The organism is Lysinibacillus sp. NPDC096212 (assembly GCF_044763105.1).
Classification (GTDB): Bacteria; Bacillota; Bacilli; order Bacillales_A; family Planococcaceae; genus Lysinibacillus.
In genome coordinates, this window is record NZ_JBIWFQ010000010.1 from 81,407 (window position 1) to 99,968 (window position 18,562).

19 protein-coding genes are annotated in these 18,562 nt (G+C 35.1%); 16 read left to right on the plus strand and 3 right to left on the minus strand.

The features are described 5' to 3' along the window. Nucleotides 1–128: 128 nt before the first annotated feature. From ACIQ7T_RS11995 to ACIQ7T_RS12025, 7 genes are all read left to right on the plus strand, one after another. Nucleotides 129–401 carry a hypothetical protein gene (locus ACIQ7T_RS11995; RefSeq protein WP_402870540.1) on the plus strand — a complete coding sequence of 91 codons (273 nt, stop codon included), beginning with the start codon at nt 129–131 and terminating at the stop codon, nt 399–401. A 221-nt stretch (nt 402–622) separates the two neighbouring features. Further along, nucleotides 623–1,057, plus strand: coding sequence for a GNAT family N-acetyltransferase (locus ACIQ7T_RS12000; RefSeq protein WP_402870543.1), 435 nt, complete (start codon nt 623–625; stop codon nt 1,055–1,057). 10 nt (nt 1,058–1,067) lie between these two features. Further along, entirely contained in the window at nt 1,068–1,547 is a 480-nt protein-coding gene (locus ACIQ7T_RS12005) for a nucleoside 2-deoxyribosyltransferase (protein WP_402870546.1), read from the plus strand. A gap of 12 nt (nt 1,548–1,559) precedes the next feature. After that, on the plus strand, nt 1,560–1,877 hold the full coding sequence (locus tag ACIQ7T_RS12010; RefSeq protein ID WP_370081142.1) for a YbjQ family protein: 318 nt from the start codon (nt 1,560–1,562) through the stop codon (nt 1,875–1,877). Between the two features lie 622 nt (nt 1,878–2,499). Then, nucleotides 2,500–3,837: a tyrosine-type recombinase/integrase gene (locus ACIQ7T_RS12015; protein WP_370081144.1), complete on the plus strand. Its 1,338-nt coding sequence runs from the start codon at nt 2,500–2,502 to the stop codon at nt 3,835–3,837. A gap of 2 nt (nt 3,838–3,839) precedes the next feature. Further along, nucleotides 3,840–5,981 (plus strand): site-specific integrase, encoded by a 2,142-nt coding sequence (locus tag ACIQ7T_RS12020; RefSeq protein ID WP_402870550.1) that lies wholly within the window; start codon nt 3,840–3,842, stop codon nt 5,979–5,981. Continuing rightward, the gene (locus ACIQ7T_RS12025; protein ID WP_370081148.1) at nt 5,947–6,420 is read left to right on the plus strand and encodes a hypothetical protein; all 474 of its coding nucleotides are present in this window, start codon (nt 5,947–5,949) and stop codon (nt 6,418–6,420) included. The genes ACIQ7T_RS12020 and ACIQ7T_RS12025 overlap by 35 nt, the downstream gene beginning before the upstream one ends. Nucleotides 6,421–6,512: 92 nt before the next feature. Here the strand turns inward: ACIQ7T_RS12025 and ACIQ7T_RS12030 are convergent, their stop codons facing one another. Together ACIQ7T_RS12030 and ACIQ7T_RS12035 are read right to left on the minus strand one after the other, a co-directional pair. Next, nucleotides 6,513–6,863, minus strand: coding sequence for a cyclic-phosphate processing receiver domain-containing protein (locus ACIQ7T_RS12030; RefSeq protein ID WP_370081150.1), 351 nt, complete (start codon nt 6,861–6,863; stop codon nt 6,513–6,515). A gap of 160 nt (nt 6,864–7,023) precedes the next feature. Continuing rightward, entirely contained in the window at nt 7,024–7,830 is an 807-nt protein-coding gene (locus ACIQ7T_RS12035) for an abortive infection family protein (protein WP_370081152.1), read from the minus strand. 300 nt (nt 7,831–8,130) lie between these two features. Here ACIQ7T_RS12035 and ACIQ7T_RS12040 point away from each other — a divergent pair, with 300 nt between their 5' ends. The 9 genes from ACIQ7T_RS12040 (at nt 8,131) to ACIQ7T_RS12080 (ending at nt 17,313) form a co-directional block, all read left to right on the plus strand. Then, complete coding sequence (locus tag ACIQ7T_RS12040) at nt 8,131–8,904, plus strand: SDR family oxidoreductase (protein ID WP_289417341.1); 774 nt, start codon at nt 8,131–8,133, stop codon at nt 8,902–8,904. 655 nt (nt 8,905–9,559) lie between these two features. Continuing rightward, nucleotides 9,560–10,537 carry a helix-turn-helix transcriptional regulator gene (locus ACIQ7T_RS12045; RefSeq protein WP_370081154.1) on the plus strand — a complete coding sequence of 326 codons (978 nt, stop codon included), beginning with the start codon at nt 9,560–9,562 and terminating at the stop codon, nt 10,535–10,537. 167 nt (nt 10,538–10,704) lie between these two features. Next, nucleotides 10,705–12,393, plus strand: coding sequence for an AAA family ATPase (locus tag ACIQ7T_RS12050; RefSeq protein WP_402870557.1), 1,689 nt, complete (start codon nt 10,705–10,707; stop codon nt 12,391–12,393). 573 nt (nt 12,394–12,966) lie between these two features. Then, a complete protein-coding gene (locus tag ACIQ7T_RS12055; protein WP_402870559.1) occupies nt 12,967–13,491 on the plus strand; it encodes a TetR/AcrR family transcriptional regulator in 525 nt (174 codons plus the stop codon). An 87-nt stretch (nt 13,492–13,578) separates the two neighbouring features. Continuing rightward, complete coding sequence (locus ACIQ7T_RS12060) at nt 13,579–14,001, plus strand: DUF3995 domain-containing protein (RefSeq protein WP_402870562.1); 423 nt, start codon at nt 13,579–13,581, stop codon at nt 13,999–14,001. 41 nt (nt 14,002–14,042) lie between these two features. Beyond that, the gene (locus ACIQ7T_RS12065; RefSeq protein ID WP_402870565.1) at nt 14,043–14,654 is read left to right on the plus strand and encodes a histidine phosphatase family protein; all 612 of its coding nucleotides are present in this window, start codon (nt 14,043–14,045) and stop codon (nt 14,652–14,654) included. 90 nt (nt 14,655–14,744) lie between these two features. Then, the gene (locus ACIQ7T_RS12070; RefSeq protein ID WP_402870568.1) at nt 14,745–15,584 is read left to right on the plus strand and encodes a D-alanyl-D-alanine carboxypeptidase family protein; all 840 of its coding nucleotides are present in this window, start codon (nt 14,745–14,747) and stop codon (nt 15,582–15,584) included. Between the two features lie 107 nt (nt 15,585–15,691). After that, nucleotides 15,692–15,865 (plus strand): hypothetical protein, encoded by a 174-nt coding sequence (locus tag ACIQ7T_RS12075; RefSeq protein WP_370081166.1) that lies wholly within the window; start codon nt 15,692–15,694, stop codon nt 15,863–15,865. A 182-nt stretch (nt 15,866–16,047) separates the two neighbouring features. Continuing rightward, complete coding sequence (locus ACIQ7T_RS12080; RefSeq protein ID WP_370081168.1) at nt 16,048–17,313, plus strand: polysaccharide deacetylase family protein; 1,266 nt, start codon at nt 16,048–16,050, stop codon at nt 17,311–17,313. Between the two features lie 60 nt (nt 17,314–17,373). On the opposite strand, the gene gltS is transcribed toward ACIQ7T_RS12080, so the two are convergent. After that, complete coding sequence (gltS, locus tag ACIQ7T_RS12085; protein WP_370081170.1) at nt 17,374–18,558, minus strand: sodium/glutamate symporter; 1,185 nt, start codon at nt 18,556–18,558, stop codon at nt 17,374–17,376. Nucleotides 18,559–18,562 lie beyond the last annotated feature (4 nt).

Consider the following 18,562-nt stretch of genomic DNA (forward strand, 5'->3'; position numbering starts at 1 on the left):
GAGGACTATATCCAAAATAATTTAGAATCAAATCATATAGAGCTGTCTGAGGTTATTACCGTGATGAAACGAGAGGATTCTTTGGTGAGAGCTTCGATGAAATTGATTTCGTCTTCGATATAAGTGCAATGACGCTTGCAGAGCTCTATGTAATGTATCTTGATACAGGGAAATTATATGACGGTGAAGATGACTTTGAAAAAATACAGTCAATAAATGCGGATGAAGAATCGTTGAAGTTTATTTTAAGATATTTAGCTAATATAAGAGATGAAGTTCCAGATGCTGATGGTATTAGGGTAATCGCTGAATTATGGCGTGAATCAGAATGCTGGATTGAATGGAAATCTAACTTAGAATTTCTATTTATAGAGTTGAAAAGGAAGTTATCCATTCTCTAAAATGACAAGGGTATTGGATTCCAGCATTTTTATGTATAGAGCTACGCAATAGCATATTTATCTCGTCTACAGGGATGCCCCGTATCTCAGCGGCATTAGAGGAGAATGGGCGACATGTGGCCGTTGTCAATGTCTTGATGAATTTGGACAGAACTTATGTTTAACCTTATAGTTCAACCTTTTCTGCTATAATGATGACTGTAGAGATAGGGGTGATAAAAATGCATATCGTCACAATTGAAGGCGTACCATATGATTGGTTGAAGCAATTACAGGAAATTCATGCACATGTATTTGATGGAGCAAATCTCCCACTAGAAAAACTAGAAAGTAAAGAAGGACTCATTTGTTTATTAGCAATAGAAAATGAAGATATCATAGGCTTTAAACTAGGCTACATACATCCGGATGGCGTTTTTTATAGTTGGTTAGGTGGTGTCCATGAAAAGAAACGTGGTCAAGGGATTGCCAGTCGATTAATGAGGCGACAGCATGAACATCTACAGGCACTAGGCTTTAAAAAAGTTCGTACATATGGTAGAAATGAGCGAAAAGCCATGCTCATAACAAATCTTAAACACGGATATGATATTGTCTCAACTTTTGTAGATAAAAAAGATCGACATAAAATAGTGTTTGAAAAAACGTTGGAATAGGAGTTTTATTATGAAGGCATACTTAGCAAATGGATTATTTTCTTTAGGAGATCGTTTAGTTAACGAGCAGCTCGCTGCAGCAATTAGAGAGGCAGTACCAGGTATTGAATTATACGTACCACAGGAGAATGATGCGATAAATGATAAGACGGCATATGCTGATAGTTTGGCGATTGCGCAAGCGGATTTAGAGATGCTGCAAAATAGCGATGTATTAGTAGCCGTATTAGATGGCGTTGAGATTGATTCAGGTGTGGCAGCAGAAATTGGTGCATTTGCGATGCTGAATCGACCAATCGTAGGTGTATTTACAGATGTTCGCCAACAAGGCCGGGACAATATGATGAAAATAGAGGCACTTGTACGGGACGGAATTGAAAATCAGTTTGTTTATCGTAATTTATTTGTGATTGGCTTGATTAAGCGCACGGGAGTGATTACGACTTCCATTGCTGAAGCTGTTAAAGCCGTTGAAAAATATAAAAAATAGGAGGAGTATTGTATGTTACTATCAACAACAGATATTGTAGCGGGAAAAGAAATTGTAGAAACTATAGGTTTAGTAAAAGGTAATTCGGTACAATCGAGAAATATTGGCCGCGATATGATGGCTGGACTTCGCAATATTGTCGGAGGAGAGATGAAGGAGTATGCAGAAATGCTCACTCGCTCTCGAGAACTTGCCACACAAGCTATGGAGGATGAAGCAAGACAACTAGGGGCAAATGCAATTGTTGCGATAAGATTTTCAACATCATCGGTCATGGACGGCACATCAGAAGTATTAGCATATGGAACTGCAGTAAGAGTAAAGGAATAATCTGCAAAAGATTTCGGTCAACAAGATTTTTACTTGGTTAAAAAAATGGTAGATGAAATTCATTAAGGTGTCACTTAAATAAAGTATGACGCTTAGGCAAAGCTAGAGGTTGGTTTCCGTTCTGGCTGGGCGCTTTGTAGCTGCCGCTTTGCTTTCGCTACAGAAAACATTTGTTGTTGCTGTCGCTACGCTTTCGCACAGATAAAACAATTGCTGCCGCTTCGCTTTCGCACAGAGCAAAACTTCCTGGGGGCGTCCGATGAGCCACTTCACTCGCGTTTCTCGCTGCAGGGTCTCATCTGTGACGCTGTGTGATCTGATCTGAGTAGCCTAGAACGGAAATTAAGCTCATTTTAAGGGCAACTTTATTAGCATAATGAAGGACTTCAATTACTCTGTAAGATTAAGTACAAGTAATTGTACATTAAGTATTATTTAATAGTGTTTCACTTATAATGTTACACATTTAATGAAAATGCACATTACTAAATGCAATTTAGTGGTGTGCTTTTTTATTTTGACTATCTTTCTTATTTAAATTTGTTATAAGACTGAACATTTTACAATGACGAAAAAAAAACATTAAAATAAGAATATTCGTTCCTTTTGAGGGGGTTAATAATTGTATTGGTTTGAATATTGTCCTAAACATATCGAAAGTAAGTATGAGCTACTTGTATTTAAAGAAAATCACCCCTTTCTACCTTTAACAGATTACTACCATGACTGTTTCGGAAGAATAGACAAAAGTTCTGCCATATCCTATTTGAATTGTCTACTTCCATTTTTTAAATGGTTAGAGAAAGAAAGCAACTATCAAGGAAAGAAAGTGCAATGGAATGATCCAGAAGAAAAAATACGTGTTGTGGTTGAAGATTATTTGATGTATGAAATGAAGTGTAAGATTCGTGATAAAGACACGTTTCGCTTTGTAAATTTAACTAGTAAAAGTCCTAATACGATAAGTCGTTTTTTATCGGCATTAAAATCTTTTTATAAGGCTATGATTCGTTTGAAACGGTATCCGTATAGTAATCCATTAATAGATGGTCAAACTCTCTTGCACAGCTATAAAGTTGAGATAAAGGGTGTTCGAGATGATAAGCCAAGAATGCCTTCAATTGCAGGTACAGAAGAAGTTATCCCTCATAGAAGATTAACGGATTCCTATTTTAAAATTATCAATGAAGAATGGCAACCACAAATTATTGATGATATAGATCTACCTTATCAAGTATATCAAGCTGGAAAAAAAGCAAGTTGGTCACTTCGTGAAATGGTGATAGCTCGTATGCTATTTGAAACAGGTGCAAGAGCCTCAGAAATTATTGAATTAACAGTTGGTGATTACCGCAAACGTAAAAGTCATCAAGAATTTATTACCTTCAATAAGGGGAGTCATGGTAGAAAAATAAAGTTTATACGTGTTAGCAAAGATACGGTGAAAATATTGTTTCACTACATAGATACTGAAAGAAAACCCTTTGACGAGAATCATTTAAATTTTGAACAATTACCTGATGATGCCCCTATCTTTTTATCAGTAAATGGAACACCTCTTACTTATCACGCTTGGTACTACCACTGGAATCGAGCAATGAAGAGTAATGAACTAAGTTTAAATCCACATAAAGCAAGGCATTGGTTCGTTACTTCTCGATTACGAGAGATTTATAACGTTGCACAAAATGAAACAGAAATTCATCAACGAAAAAACGAGCTGATTAAATATATGAAGTGGAAAAATCCAGATACGATGAATGTGTATGAGCATCATTTTGATGAAACGAAACATCGAGAAGCTCATGAGAATATGTTGGAGCAAATGCAGAAAAATGAAGAGGATTATATTAAACAAAAATCTTTGAAGAAATCAAAACCAAAGCTTGAAGTCATTGAATCATCTATCATCGAAAACTTTGATGAAGATTTAAAAGAATTGTTAGAAGGGTTGGAATAAATTTGGATGAAATAACGCAGTCAAGACCTAAAACAGAATGGTACGATAAAATGCTTGGGCAAATGGATACTCGATTAATGTGTCTACAAAATAATAAAAGTGAATTTTTAATTGATAAATTAGATGAACGGTTGCTTAAATATTTGTATAACAACTGCTTAACTTTCGATTGGAAAAATCAATTGTTGCTTATAGCGTTAATTGGAGAAGTTAGGAATAATGACACACAAACTATATTTACTATAATAAGCATACTTCATCCAAGACTCAAAGACATTTTTAGGGAATGTAACATTACTTCATTTTCAGATTTCGAACCAAATGTCCATGTAGATAAATATTTGAAAGGTGATATTTGTATCAATTCTTCTAACAGTATGAAAAAGGATTTACTAAGTAAATATAATTCTTCTGAATACTATACTAAAAAGTGGATTAGTGAAAACCTTCCTTCAGGTGAACAGCAATATTATAATAAGTTTTTATTACCACCCTTTTCATATTATAGTAGAGAGTTTTCCTTTACTAAATTAGCCATAGAACAAGCCCAAAACACTCGTAAGGATGAAACAGATGCTATTGTGCCACATCTTTCAACAATACGTGCAGAAGCAAATCTACGATGGAATCAAATGAAGAGATTGAGAGATGCGTTTCATCAACAAATAAGGGTGATAGAAACTGATTCAATATCATTACCGATTGAATTTTCTTATGCGGAACCAAAACGTATTGGGGAAGTATTTTATTTTCGTTTATGGGACAAACCTTCCTTTGTACTAAACCATCAAAAGGATTTTTCAGATATTATTATAAAGCAAGCGACACAAAAAAAGTCGACTTATTCTGATGAAAATAATGCTTATTTTCTTGAGTTTATTCGTGCTGAATCAATAGAGAGTGATTCAGCACCTGAAGGTCTTTGGTTTAATGAATTAATTGAGCAGAACGTTTTAGGAAAGTGGGTACAAAACAGACCCATCGAAGAACATGAGAAGATTTTTAATTTCTTATCTTTATGGGGATACGAGTCTGATAACGGGCAAAAACCCTATACGTTTCATTCGAGGCATAAAGGTATACTAACACCTTCAACATTTATCACTTTACACAAGGACAAAGCAGAAGGTTTATTAATAGATGTAGAACCATTTTATGTGGCTTGTACATTTGGTCTATTAGCCATCGACATTTTAACAACAACAGGTGCAAGAAGGAATGAATTACTTCAAATCAGTAATACAAAAGAATGTATTGAGGTAAAGAAAAAGAACAACAAGCTACATTATTCCTATAAAGCTATTCCTAAAGGAAGAGATTCGTTAGAAGAGTTTTATTTAAGTAAACAAACGATGGAACATATTCAAACAGTATCAAGGATGTTAAAAGCACATTATGACGCTGATAAAATTCCAAGTGTCCTTTACAGGGAGGGAAGAAGGCACGTATTCCCCACACCTTTACCTTATTATTTCCAATATGCAGGTAAAGCATTACAAGGAAATGCTTTACACAGTTCCATTCGATTTTTACTTCATGGATTATTATTTGAGAGGCAGAACGGAAAAGCTGTAACTGTGAAAGCACACCTTTTACGTCATGCATTTGCAACAGAAGCTGTTCAGCGTCAAAAAATGCCGATTGATATTGTCGCAAAAATGTTACATCAGAAGGATTTGAATGTAACAGGGTATTATTCAGCTCCCACACCTACACAAATCGCAGAATCAGTAAGTGAATTACATGATGTTATTTCAAGTTATGTAGACATTGATGATGTGTATATAAGAAGTCCACAAGAGTTGCAAAAAGAATTTGATGCCTACGCCGAAAAAGTTGGTGTATTTAATAAAGTGTTGGGTGGTACTTGTGTTACAGATTACATTTGTCCTACTAAAATGCAATGTTTAGGCTGCAAAGCAAAAATACCCGAACCAGACCAAGAGGATGAATTATTAGAAGTCATTCAGTTATCAAAAGATATGGAAAGACGATTTAAACAAATGGGATTAGAGGTCGAAGTTCGAAAAGCGAAAGAGATGGCAAAGCAAGCGAAGATTGAATTGAAAGAGATTGATTTAATTAAGCAATATAGAGAGGAACGTAGCTATGAACCAATCACCAAAAGGAATCCATTTAGATAAACATCAGTGGCTTGATCAAGTACATCAGCAACGTAAGAAGCGTTCTGTTTCTATCGGTAAACAAACCATTGACTTTCTTGTAACTCAAGGAATTCCTGTAACCTATCATAACATTAGCGAGCATTCGAAAGCCTTTGATGATAAAGGAAAGGGCATCCATATGAATACCATTAAGCGTAATGAGGAACTACATGCCTATTATCAACAGTATAGCAGAACCTATAAAGTAAAGAACACGCATAAAAAGTCAGTCATGCCTTCTAAATTTGACGAAACTGCATTAAGAAGGATTTCTTCTGAACGGGATATAAATAACGCTAAGAAAAAATATATGCAGCTTTCTAAAGAGGAGTTAGTGAATCGCTTACTAGCAGTTGAACAATATGTGGCTGAAAATCATCAACGATGGGTCGCAAATCATTTTGAACAGTTCAAATAATTTAAAAAAATATGGGCATTCGTAATAAGTAGTGGACTTGCCCATTCTTTTTCTTACTAAACAATTTGTTCGTTCAATTGTTTAGTATTACTTCATTCGGTATATTTATTTTCGGTAATAGAATAGTGGTAAATTTCAATATCTGAATCAATGAAACCTCTTCGTTTCGCTCCATGCAGTGTTTGATACATATTCTCTCTACCAACAGGGTTGTCCGTATGAATATATATTTTGTTTGCCCGTAACCCTTTTTCACAAATATACTTTACTAAGTCATAACCTGTTGGCAATAGATTACCTTGTAGATCTTCTCCTAAATCATGGTCAAGAGAAAGTATATCTACTTCGTGAGTTTCAAGTAAGTGAATGGCTTCTTGAAACGTTCTTGCCACGACAAAACCACTAGGACAATCTCTTAAATCATCTACATATACATTAATCATATTATTAATTCCTTTCTCCACAATATGTTTCAAATGCGTAGTGAAATTATTTTTAAAAATTAGTTTCCACTACTTGTTACGAATAGCCAAAAATATATAAACATGACTAATAATAAAGGGATATTTACGTGCATTTTCCAATATCTCTTTATTACTCGTTTTACAACCAATGTATTAATTCAACCATTTCATCAACTTCATCAATAAATTTGAGAATAGCAATAATATGACTGCATATTAGCTTGCTTTCATTACTGTTTAGAATTTGATTATCGTGTGCAAAACTTCTATTGTTTCGAACTTGATTATATTCACTTAAAATGTTCGTATATACTTTTAAAATTTGTAATGTCATATTAGAATCAACAATATTACTTGCTTCTAAGTGCTTACGATACTTACCGAATAAGGTGTGTAATCCATCTTCTTTATCATAAGGTAATTTATATTTAGTACATAGTTGTCTGAAAAAACGCGTACAGAATGTATGTAATCTATCTAGTGCAAGTTCTGGTTTATCTTCTTTTAGATTTTTCTTTATTTCATCTGAAAGGATTTGAAGAGAGGCAGAACCAAATACGTCAATTGTTGTAAGTGTATCAATATCACTGTCTAAGCTAAATTCAAGTGTTAAATCTGGTATAAATATAATACCTTTTAAATCATAGCCGACTTCTGATGGAATTAAACTTTGGCAAACATCAAATAAGGTTGACTTAATTTGGGGTTTATCTAATTCTTCAATCGCTGCGGAAGGTAATGCAAATTTTATATTTATACCTTTAGCATCCCAACGACTTCCTCTTGCCCCATCAACATAATAAGATGTACCTAAATCTTCAATAGATAAAGTAGCTGTTCTCAAAACCTCCCATGACATATCTGCATGTTTTCTTTTCAGTTCACTTATCACGACTTGAAAGAATTTCTCCTCACTAACGGGTAAACAGTATGTATAATCACTCATAAAATACACCCCCACTCTTATTATTACTAGTATTTTACAGTATAAATTGATTCTTATCTATTGTAGCTTGTAATAAAGATTGATTATTTATAATAAAGAACGATAATTTGTAATAAAGTTTGATTAAAATCATCCTTCCTCTGTAAATTTCTTAGAGGTTAGATGATTCTTTTTTGGATATTTATGTTAATGTAACTATAAAGATTGTGATGAAATGTACTTAAACTAACGAAGCAGTTTAGTTCAATAAGTAATTTGGTCAATCATGGTAAAGTAATATTAGGTATGGGAGAGATGATAATGGACCAATTAAAAGGGAAAGTTGCGATTGTTACGGGTGTAAGCCGTCTGAAAGGGATAGGAGCCGCTATTTGTAAGGAGTTAGCTGATTCGGGTTATCATATATTTTTTACTTATTGGACGGAATATGATAAAAAAATGCCTTGGAGCATTGAATTAGATGAACCCGTTAAATTAAAAGAAGAATTAATAAAAAAAGGTATTAAGGTATCATTTATGGAGTTGGATTTAACTCAACATGATGCACCTGAACAACTTATAAATAAAGTTTCTGAACAACTTGGTAGTCCTGATATCTTGATTAATAACGCAGCATACTCAACCAACAACGATTTTTCTAATTTAACTGCCGAAGAATTAGATAAACATTACATGGTAAATGTGCGTGCAACGACACTATTAAGTAGTAGATTTGCTCAAAGGTTTGATAAGAAATCAGGTGGAAGAATAGTCAATATTACTTCAGGTCAGTTTCAAGGACCAATGCCTGGCGAATTAGCATATGCAACAACAAAAGGAGCAGTTGATGCTTTAACTATTACGTTGTCGGCTGAACTAGCCCCTTTAGGAATAACGGTTAATGCATTAAATCCAGGTCCAACTGATACAGGTTGGATGACAGAAGAAATAAAAAATGAATTAAAACCGATGTTTCCTTTCGGTAGAATAGGAAAACCGAGAGATGTTGCAAAAACCATTAAATTTCTAGTGAGCGATGAAGCAGATTGGATTACAGGTCAGATTATTCATTCAGAAGGTGGATTTAAAAGGTAATTTAACTAAAAAGGCTTTGGTTTTAGAACCTTTTTGTTGTATTAAATTCCAAGGAAGTTATCAATTTGTGAAACATTGTACTTAAACTCCCATGAAAGAACGTAATCATCTTTCATTTTCTGTGGTGAAGTGCTGATTTTTGCACTGCATGAAGGGCTAACGGGGTGCTTTAATTGAATATTCGCATCCCGAAATAATCAAACTTTTTTATAAAAACCAAACTAGATAAATAAAGAACCAACTGTTTTGATCAAACTTTGTTTCAAAACAGTTGGTTTCTTTCTGTATAAAATCAGCGTTTGCAACTTACTTTTAATCGAACTTTATTAAAAAGCTACATCTATATAAAAATAAAAGCAGAATTAGTCCTTCAACTAATTCTGCAAAAAGCTATTATAATGTGTAACATTCTATTTATCATGTTGTTAAATCTTTAACAGTAGAAAATAACTTGACTTTTAATAAAACAACGAGATTGAGGTCCTTTTTATCTGCTAATACGGAATTAACTGTAAAAATAAAGTGAATTATAACAAAAGTATAGTATGTCGTGCCAATTATACCAATAAAATAGAAATTACGTAGTTAAAAGGACTAATAGTGTCCAACTCTTTTTGTATAATAGAAAAGTAACTTTGAAGAGAGAGTGGGATATATGGTAGATTCACAACAAAACAAAGGCTATCGCGTCATTTCGATGTTTGACAGACTAATGGATGGTCAGGGAATTAACAAAAAACAAGAAGCATTTACACATAATGTTGGTGAAAAAACCATACAACGGGATTTGAATGAAATTCGAGCGTATCTGGAAAAAGCTAAATTGGGTTGCCATTTAGAATATGTGCGGACAGAAAATGTGTACAGGCTGACAAATAAAGGGGAAAGTATTTTATCGAAGGAGCAAGTTTTAGCGATTGTTAAAATTCTCATCGAATCAAGAGCACTGCTAAAATCAGAAATGAGCGCTATTATAGATAAGCTTATTTCGATTGTTGCGGCTGATAAGCAGGAGTTTATTCACAATATTATTTTAAACGAAAAACATTTGTACGTAGATTTAAATCATAAAAAGTCTCTATTGCCTTTAATTTGGGTTCTATCTGAGGCGGTTCAAAAAAAGAAAATCATTAAAATTGATTATTTACGTGAAGGCGAAATAATTCCTACAGAAAAGATTTTAAAACCACTCGCGGTCATTTTCTCAGAATACTACTTTTATTTAATTGCTTATGATAATAAGCACGAAAAGGATTTGCCCATTGTGTATAGAGTCGACCGAATTCAACATTTTCATGAGCTTGATAAAAAATTCCAAATACCATATGCCGAACGTTTTCAAGAAGGGGAATTTCGCAAACGTATTCAGTTTATGCATGCTGGCGAGCTAATGCGTATGAAGTTTATCTTTAAAGGAACATCCCCGCAAGCTGTGTTAGATCGCTTACCAACAGCAAAAATATTATCCAAAAAAGATGGGCAATATTTATTTGAAGCAGAAGTTTTTGGACATGGTATTAAAATGTGGCTGCTGAGCCAAGGGGCAAACATTGAAGTGCTAGAGCCAATTGAGCTTAGAGAAGAGATGATTGAAACGATTCAATCAATGCAGCAAAATTATCGCTACATATAAAAAATAAGATAAAAATCCGCGTAGATTCTAATCTAGGCGGATTTTTACCTTATAAGAATGTAATTTCATAAAAAAGATCACCTTATTAATTCTGAAAATTTGCACATAGGTATTCTTTTCCACGCTATAATTGAGCATATACTGAATGGATAAAGGGTGGCAATCAAATGACATATAATCATGAAGAAAAGGATATATTGTATCCAGATGGTACATTAATGTATCGTGGCGGTGTGAAGAAAAATGACTTTGGTCATGACATTTATGATGGAAAAGGTACGTTATTTGACCAAGAAGGGGAGCTGTTATTCGAGGGAGAATTCGTCAATCATATGAAGCAAGGTAATGGCATCATGTATTTAAAAGGTCAAATGATTTATCAGGGCGAATTTATTCAAAATAAAAAACAAGGTAATGGAATTTTATATAAGGATGGTCAGGTATATTATGAGGGGCATTTTCGTAATGATTTAATGGAAGGTTACGGGATTTTGTATTATGAGGAAGATGCTATTGCTCCATTTAAAGAGCTTCGTACACAGTATTCGCATTTAAACCATCCGCAATATGAGGGTGATTTTGTCCATGGCATGAAGAAAGGCAAGGGAAAACAATACTATCCAAGTGGTTTTTTACAATATGAAGGTGATTTTATCTGGAATCATATGCAAGGTGCTGGAAAGCTATACTTCGCACCAGAATCGCCAAGTACTAAGGAGCTTTCAAATGGTGTAATATCCCTTCAATATGAAGGCTATTTCTTTGAGGATATGAAGCATGGAAAAGGTAAGAACTATTCTAGTCAAGGTGTGCTAGTGTCGGAGGGGCAATTTAAAGAGGATGCTATGACGGGACATGGTACTCTTTATTATACTAATGGACAGGCTTCCTATATCGGAGACCTTGTAAATGGAGAAAAGCACGGTCGAGGAGATTATTTTAATGAAGAGGGAAAAATTATTTATAGCGGTGAGTTTATTAACGGTGAACGTTTACGAATAACACCAGAAATAGAGCGAGAAATTGAAAAGTTACAGAAGCAGCTGGATGGACTTGTAGGACTTCCAAATGCCAAGAAGGAATTACACAATCTAATTAATTTCATTAAAATTCAAAGCTTGCGTGTTGACCATGGTTTAACAAGCTTCCCAATCACCTATCATCTAGTGTTCTCTGGAAATCCAGGTACAGGAAAAACAACAGTGGCACGTATCATAGGCCAAATATATAAACATCTTGGTGTACTCTCAAGCGGGCATTTTGTTGAAACAGATCGTGCAGGCTTAGTAGCGGGATATGTTGGTCAGACGGCTTTGAAGGTCCAGGAAGTTGTGAATAAAGCAAAGGGCGGCGTGCTTTTTATAGATGAAGCTTATTCACTAATTAATGATAAACAGGACGCTTTTGGTAAAGAAGCGATTGATAGTCTATTAAAGTCGATGGAGGATTTACGTGATGATTTAGTTGTCATCGTTGCTGGTTATACAGAGCTCATGGAGGAATTTCTTCTTGCTAATCCAGGCTTTAAATCACGCTTCAATCATTTTGTGCAGTTTGATAATTTTAGCACGGATGAGCTTTATGATATTTTTGCCATGCTATGTAAAAATAATGATTACCAGTATGGTGACGTATTTGCACACCATATGAAGGAGCAATTGCACCAAATTCCAGCCGAATCAATTCCAAACTTTTCGAACGGTCGGTATATTCGAAACTTATTTGAAAAGCTCGTGACTATTCAGTCAAACCGCTTAATTCAACAGAAAGCTATTACGAGAGAAGAATTAATGGAGTTTACAGAGAAAGATATTTTACTAGGCATAGCAGAAAGTCTATTTGATAATACATTTTAACTTCTTTCAGCAAATGTCTTTAGTAGCGAAAGCAAAGCGTCAGCTACAAATGTTCGCTGAGACAGAGGAACTCAGTCTAGAAACAAGTTGCTGACGCTGCGTTAACACTACGCTTTCGCGCAAAAAACATCTGCCGCTGACGCTTCGCTTTCGCGCAAAAAACATCTGTTGGCTCGGATGTCACGCAATTATGCCTCGGCATAATTGATAAGTTGTCATTGAGGTCAAGGGATTAATAAAACTTGGCCTCAGCTGAAGACAAAAAATATGATCAATAGACAAAGTTGATTTTCACTCTTAGTCACCATTTTCCGCTAATATCAACGGTTCCTCGTTGCTGCCTATAAGCGATCTTTTCGATATAAAATGAAAAAAGGAGAGAAAGATGAAAAAACTTTTAGCTATTATATTAGTATGTGCATGTATTTTACCGAGGGTAATGACTATAAATATTACGATTGACAATAACATTAAAGTCCATAAAAATAAATAGATTAAACAATTTACAAAAAATGAAATTAGTAGTAATCTAAAACAAAAACATACGCTACCGTATTTTTCTGGAGAGATGACATGCAATTAACGAGGGAAGATTGGATAAAAGCAGGCTTACAACAATTAGCTGATGAAGGAATACATAAAGTTCGTATCGAAGCACTTGCTCGATTACTAAAAATAAGTAAAGGGAGCTTTTATCACTATTTTCGTGACCATCAAGAGCTGTTAGATTCTATGGTCGACTATTGGGAAATACATGCAACAAAGCTGATTGTTCAAAGTATGGAGCAACAGGGGGCTTCCTTAGAACAGCTATTACAAATTGGTTTTAATCGAGATAAAAAAATGGAAATTGGTATTTATACTTGGGCAAAATATGATCCTGTTGTTGCAGCACGCTTAGTGGATATTGAAGAACAAAGAATTTCTTGTGTTGCGAAATTGTATCAAAAAAAAGGCATAAACAATGCTGAATCGATAGATAGAGCGAGACTTGCCTATTTAACGTATGTAGGATGGATGACAAGGTTTGAAGAAAATCCTAATTTTGATCTTGATAAAATGGTTGAGCTTTTAATACACGATTATAAATGTCCCTAATATGGTTATAGAACCTGAAGGGACAAAATTATTACCATAACATACGGTAGTGTATGTTTTAGGATTGCGATAATTGGAGGTAACTATATGAAATCAATTTTACCATTAGTAGCTGTGGGATTACTGTGGTTTATCAGTTTTTTGCATATATATTGGGCATTTGGAGGTCGATGGGGTTCTGCAGCTGTTCTCCCTGTAAAAGAGGGGGAGCATAAACCTGTTTTTACTCCAAGAAAATGGGGAACATTATTCGTAGCCATTCTTATTCTATTTGCTAGTATCATTATCGTTGTTCAAGGTGATTATTTGCAGAGCTTTCAAGCAAATAGTCCATCTAAAATCGGAAGTATTGTCTGTGCTATAGTTTTCACTATTCGGGCGATTGGTGATTTTAATTATGTTGGGATTTTTAAAAAAATAAAACATTCACAGTTTGCTAAATATGATACTTGGATCTACAGTCCATTATGTTTGTTCTTTGGATTTGTCTATATCATTCTATTGTTTTAAAATGAGTGACAGCGGGGGAGAAATTATAGGGGGAAACAATATTGAATCAAACGATTTACTTACTTCGTCATGGTGAAACGGAATTTAATACACAAGGACGATATCAAGGAGAGCTCGATTCTCCATTAACAGAAGTGGGTGTACATCAAGTACAACAAAATGCACAAATGCTGAAAAGTTTAATTGGAAATCCTAATGAATGGAAAATTTTTTCGAGCCCATTAGGCAGAGCCATGCAGAGCACGGAAATAATTTGTGAAACAATTGGATATGACTTGAAGAATGTTGAAAAAGATGATCGTTTAACTGAGGTTGCAGTGGGACAATGGGCTGGACTAACAATGAAAGAAATCGAAAATTCTTGGCCAAATCTTCTTCAAAATACAGACGTGTATAATTGGTATTTTAATGCGCCTAATAGAGAAGCTTATGACTCAGTAGTGAACAGACTAAGTGCTTGGCTAGAAGACATTCAACATATACCGAAAGTGATTGCTATTTCACATGGTTTAACAGGTCGTATTTTACGAGGAGTCTATGCAGATTTAAAAAAGGATGATGCACTGAAGTTAGAAGTATCTCAGGATGTATTTTTTAAATTAGCGAATAAAGATATAACGAGAATTTGTTCGGATTTCGATGATTTTTATTAATAAAAAATCAGCTTTAAGAATTTCTTCATAAATTTCCTACAGGAATATTCATAAATGCCTCCTATTATAATGTGTGGGGGGCGTTTTTTTATGAAAAAATTTGTCTTATTTTGTTTTATATGTGCGGTTGCATTCTTTTTTTATTATACGAACAACACAATAACGGAACAAACGCCAATAGAGTTACCTTCGTTGCATAGTAAAAATGCTTTGTTGCTGAATGAAAAAGGAGATGTATTATTCGAAAAAAATGCAGATGACATTATTTATCCTGCATCATTAACGAAAATTATGACAGCGATTGTTGCTATTGAAATGAGTACGGATCTGCAGAAGCAAACAATCGTTACACCACAAACGATTTCTAAATTTACTGCTCAAAATGCTTCCATGGCGGGCTTTAAGGCAGGAGATTTTGTAACGATAGAAGATTTATTATATGGCACACTGCTTGCCTCTGGGGCGGATGCTACAGGAACACTTGCGGATGCGATGGCAGGTAGTGAAGAAGCATTTGTGACATTAATGAATAATAAAGCGCATGAATTAGGGATGAATGATACCCATTTTGTCAATGCCAGTGGATTACATGATCCCGCCCATGTCTCCAGTGTCCGTGATATAAGTAAGCTATTTCGTTATGCCATTAAAAATCCTACCTTTTATCAAATTTTGACTTCGAAAAGTTATATGACTCATGTCCCAAATGAATTAACGATAACAAGCTCACTATTAGCTAAAATACCAGGTGGGGAAGGTACAATATTGGGCGGGAAAACGGGCTATACACCTGAAGCGGGTCTTTGCTTAGCCTCGATTATCGAAAAAGATGGTAAACAATATATTTTCGTGACGACGAATGCGAATGGGCAGGCTTGGACACCACCATTCCATATTGAAGATGCTCTTACAGCGTACGGTGCGCTGTAAGAGGAAAAAATATGAAAAAAATAATAACTTTTTTATCGTTTCAATCGTCATATCTATAGGGTGCACTGCACAAGTACCTGAAAAAGGCGTCTTGGGGCCTTTGACAAATGAAAGTTGGCAAAATAGCTAAAACAGTATTCATGCTTGGGAATACAATCGATCATTTTCATTTAAGAGGGGAGGTACTACATGCCAATTGTTTTCATCATCTATTGCCAGCGCTACCACGGGGGATTTTTGATGAAGAAAAGGAGGAAATTATTTTAGAAAATTATCAGTAAACAAATTGATAACCGTTCATCCTAAAAAATGTGTAATTCAGAAATTATAAATCAGAAAAACTAGTTGATTCCTACTATTTCCTGGGATAATTTATTATTCTATAATTAAAGTCAAATCCTATACTTTTATGGAAAAAACATATGAGAAAAGACATCTGTGATGAAAAGGGCGGTGACGAACGATGAAAAAACTTTTACCCTATGCTATTATTTTGACTTTTTTAATCAGTTTTGTGTTTGTAGGTAATACTTCTGCAAATGCTGAGGGTACACCAGTTATTCAATCAGTAGCTAATGACACAACAGTTTATGTAGAACCTTCCGTAGAAAGTGCCGTAATCGGTCAAATAGTGAAGGGTAGTTATGTAACAGCTACACCAGTAAGTGAGGGATGGACTCGAATTAAAGCGCAACAGCTAGAGGGATATGTAGAAACGGCAGCATTAGTAAGCCTTACATCCGAAAAATATGTAGTGACGAAAAAAGATGGAACAACATTATTTACATACCCTAGTCCAAGTGCACAAAAAGCCGGACAGATTTACGAAAATAGTATGGTCTTTGTATATGGATCGGCACCTGGAGGTTGGTCATTTGTCCAACATGGTCATCAAACAGGTTATGTAGCAACAAATTCTTTAAAGAAACCTGTTGCGACAAAAAAACGAGTAAATGCTACTAATGGCGCTGTGCTTCGTTTAACTGCTAGCCCAAGTGGCGAGGTTCTCGGTACAATTGCCAATAAAACAGTCGTTCAGCAATATACAACGCTAGCAGGCTGGGCCTATGTAGAAGCAGGTGAACAAAAGGGCTATGTGAAAGCTTCAGAGCTAGCAAATATCCAAATAACTGATAACAAAGTATACAATAAAGGTGTACCAGTAGCGAAAGGGGCAAATAAGCGTGTGGCTTTAACATTTGATGATGGGCCAGATGCAAAAGTTACCCCACAAGTTTTAGCGATTTTAAAGAAATATGATGCAAAGGCTACATTTTTTATGGTTGGGCAAAATGTCTCTAAAAATTCAGCAGTCGTAAAGCAAATTTATGAGGCTGGCCATGAAATAGGCAATCATACATGGGACCATGCAAAGTTAACAGCCTTATCGACAGCGAATGTTAAACAAGAGGTTGATCGAACTAACAATGCAATTAATGCAGCGATTGGTCAGTATCCAACGGTTTTCCGTCCACCATATGGTGCAACGAATGATAAAGTTCGTTCTGTCATGACGATGCCTTCTATTCTATGGTCAATCGATACACTAGATTGGAAGCATCGCAATGCTGATAAAATATTAACGTATGTGAAAGCATCGGTGAAAGATGGCAGCATTATTTTAATGCATGATATTCATCAAACGACAGCAAATGGTTTGGAGAACGTAATTCTTTACTTGCAAAAACAAGGCTACGAATTTGTAACTGTTAGTGAAATATTACAATAATCAATAAGTCAAAAAATAAGCCGTGCAATTGTCATTATTAGACAGTTGCACGGCTCATTATTATTTAAATAGATTGATCGTCGTTATAATAATGGGAATACCGAAAACATCGATTAAAAACGCTCCTACAATGGGTACTACAAGAAATGCTTTTTTAGATGGACCGAAGCGTTGGACAACTGCTGACATATTGGCCATTGCATTTGGCGTTGCCCCTAAACCGTGACCAGCAAAACCGGCAACCATAACCGCCGCATCGTAATTCTTTCCAAGAATCTTAAACAATACAAAGATACTAAATAAGACAATGAAGAATACTTGGGCGAAAACAATGATGAATAGTGGTAGTGCTAAATCAGCAATTTCCCATAATTTAATACTCATGAGCGCCATTGAAAGGAAAACACCTAAAGTCACATCGCCGATTAAAGAAATGCTCTTCATGTTAATCGCTTCAGGTTTTATTTTATCCATAATATTGCGCACTAGTACAGCTACAAACATTGAACCAACATAGCCAGGTAGTACGAAACCTGTAGCTTCTGAGAATAATGTTCCAACATATGTACCTACAGCCATACAGAACGTAATTAATAATACTTGTGTAAAGAATGAATCGGATGTAATTTGTTCATGTTTATTTTCAAAATCAATTTCTTCCGTTTCTTGTTCATTTGGCGTTAAATTATATTTACCAACTAAGTACTTTACAATCGGACCACCGATTAAGCCACCAGCCACTAAACCACATGTAGCTGCAGCCGCACCGATTGTCATGGCTGATGAAATACCTAAGTCTTCTAATGTTTGTCCAAATGCTGCAGCGGCACCATGGCCACCTTCCATAGAAACAGCACCAGCCATCATACCGATTAATGGATGAATCCCCATTAGCGATGCAAGAGATACACCAATAACATTTTGCATTAATGCTAGGAAACCACAAGCCAACCAATAAATAATTAATAGTTTTCCACCAAGCTTCACAAGTTTAAAGCTTGCTCCTAAACCAATTGTTGTGAAGAAAGTAATCATAAATAAGCTTTGTAATGACGTATCAAGCGAAATTTCTAATACGCCTGTTGTTTTTAGAATAGTGGTCAATGCGGCGAATAGTAAGCCACCAACAACAGGTGCTGGTATACAAAAACGCTTTAAAAAACCGATTTTATTGATGAGCCAGCCGCCCAATGCGAATAGTGCAACTGCTAGAAATACTGTTGTAATTTGATTAATTTCGATCATGAAC

What these genes read in the sequence shown, in the direction of transcription:
- ACIQ7T_RS12010 (WP_370081142.1), top strand. Translation starts at nt 1,560, where the DNA reads ATGTTACTATCAACAACAGATATTGTAGCGGGAAAAGAAATTGTAGAA.
- ACIQ7T_RS12035 (WP_370081152.1), bottom strand. Translation starts at nt 7,830, where the DNA reads ATGAGTGATTATACATACTGTTTACCCGTTAGTGAGGAGAAATTCTTT.
- ACIQ7T_RS12005 (WP_402870546.1), top strand. Translation starts at nt 1,068, where the DNA reads ATGAAGGCATACTTAGCAAATGGATTATTTTCTTTAGGAGATCGTTTA.
- ACIQ7T_RS12040 (WP_289417341.1), top strand. Translation starts at nt 8,131, where the DNA reads ATGGACCAATTAAAAGGGAAAGTTGCGATTGTTACGGGTGTAAGCCGT.
- ACIQ7T_RS12070 (WP_402870568.1), top strand. Translation starts at nt 14,745, where the DNA reads ATGAAAAAATTTGTCTTATTTTGTTTTATATGTGCGGTTGCATTCTTT.
- ACIQ7T_RS11995 (WP_402870540.1), top strand. Translation starts at nt 129, where the DNA reads ATGACGCTTGCAGAGCTCTATGTAATGTATCTTGATACAGGGAAATTA.
- ACIQ7T_RS12030 (WP_370081150.1), bottom strand. Translation starts at nt 6,863, where the DNA reads ATGATTAATGTATATGTAGATGATTTAAGAGATTGTCCTAGTGGTTTT.
- ACIQ7T_RS12000 (WP_402870543.1), top strand. Translation starts at nt 623, where the DNA reads ATGCATATCGTCACAATTGAAGGCGTACCATATGATTGGTTGAAGCAA.
- ACIQ7T_RS12060 (WP_402870562.1), top strand. Translation starts at nt 13,579, where the DNA reads ATGAAATCAATTTTACCATTAGTAGCTGTGGGATTACTGTGGTTTATC.
- ACIQ7T_RS12045 (WP_370081154.1), top strand. Translation starts at nt 9,560, where the DNA reads ATGGTAGATTCACAACAAAACAAAGGCTATCGCGTCATTTCGATGTTT.
- ACIQ7T_RS12075 (WP_370081166.1), top strand. Translation starts at nt 15,692, where the DNA reads ATGAAAGTTGGCAAAATAGCTAAAACAGTATTCATGCTTGGGAATACA.
- ACIQ7T_RS12050 (WP_402870557.1), top strand. Translation starts at nt 10,705, where the DNA reads ATGACATATAATCATGAAGAAAAGGATATATTGTATCCAGATGGTACA.
- ACIQ7T_RS12055 (WP_402870559.1), top strand. Translation starts at nt 12,967, where the DNA reads ATGCAATTAACGAGGGAAGATTGGATAAAAGCAGGCTTACAACAATTA.
- ACIQ7T_RS12025 (WP_370081148.1), top strand. Translation starts at nt 5,947, where the DNA reads ATGAACCAATCACCAAAAGGAATCCATTTAGATAAACATCAGTGGCTT.
- ACIQ7T_RS12080 (WP_370081168.1), top strand. Translation starts at nt 16,048, where the DNA reads ATGAAAAAACTTTTACCCTATGCTATTATTTTGACTTTTTTAATCAGT.
- gltS (WP_370081170.1), bottom strand. Translation starts at nt 18,558, where the DNA reads ATGATCGAAATTAATCAAATTACAACAGTATTTCTAGCAGTTGCACTA.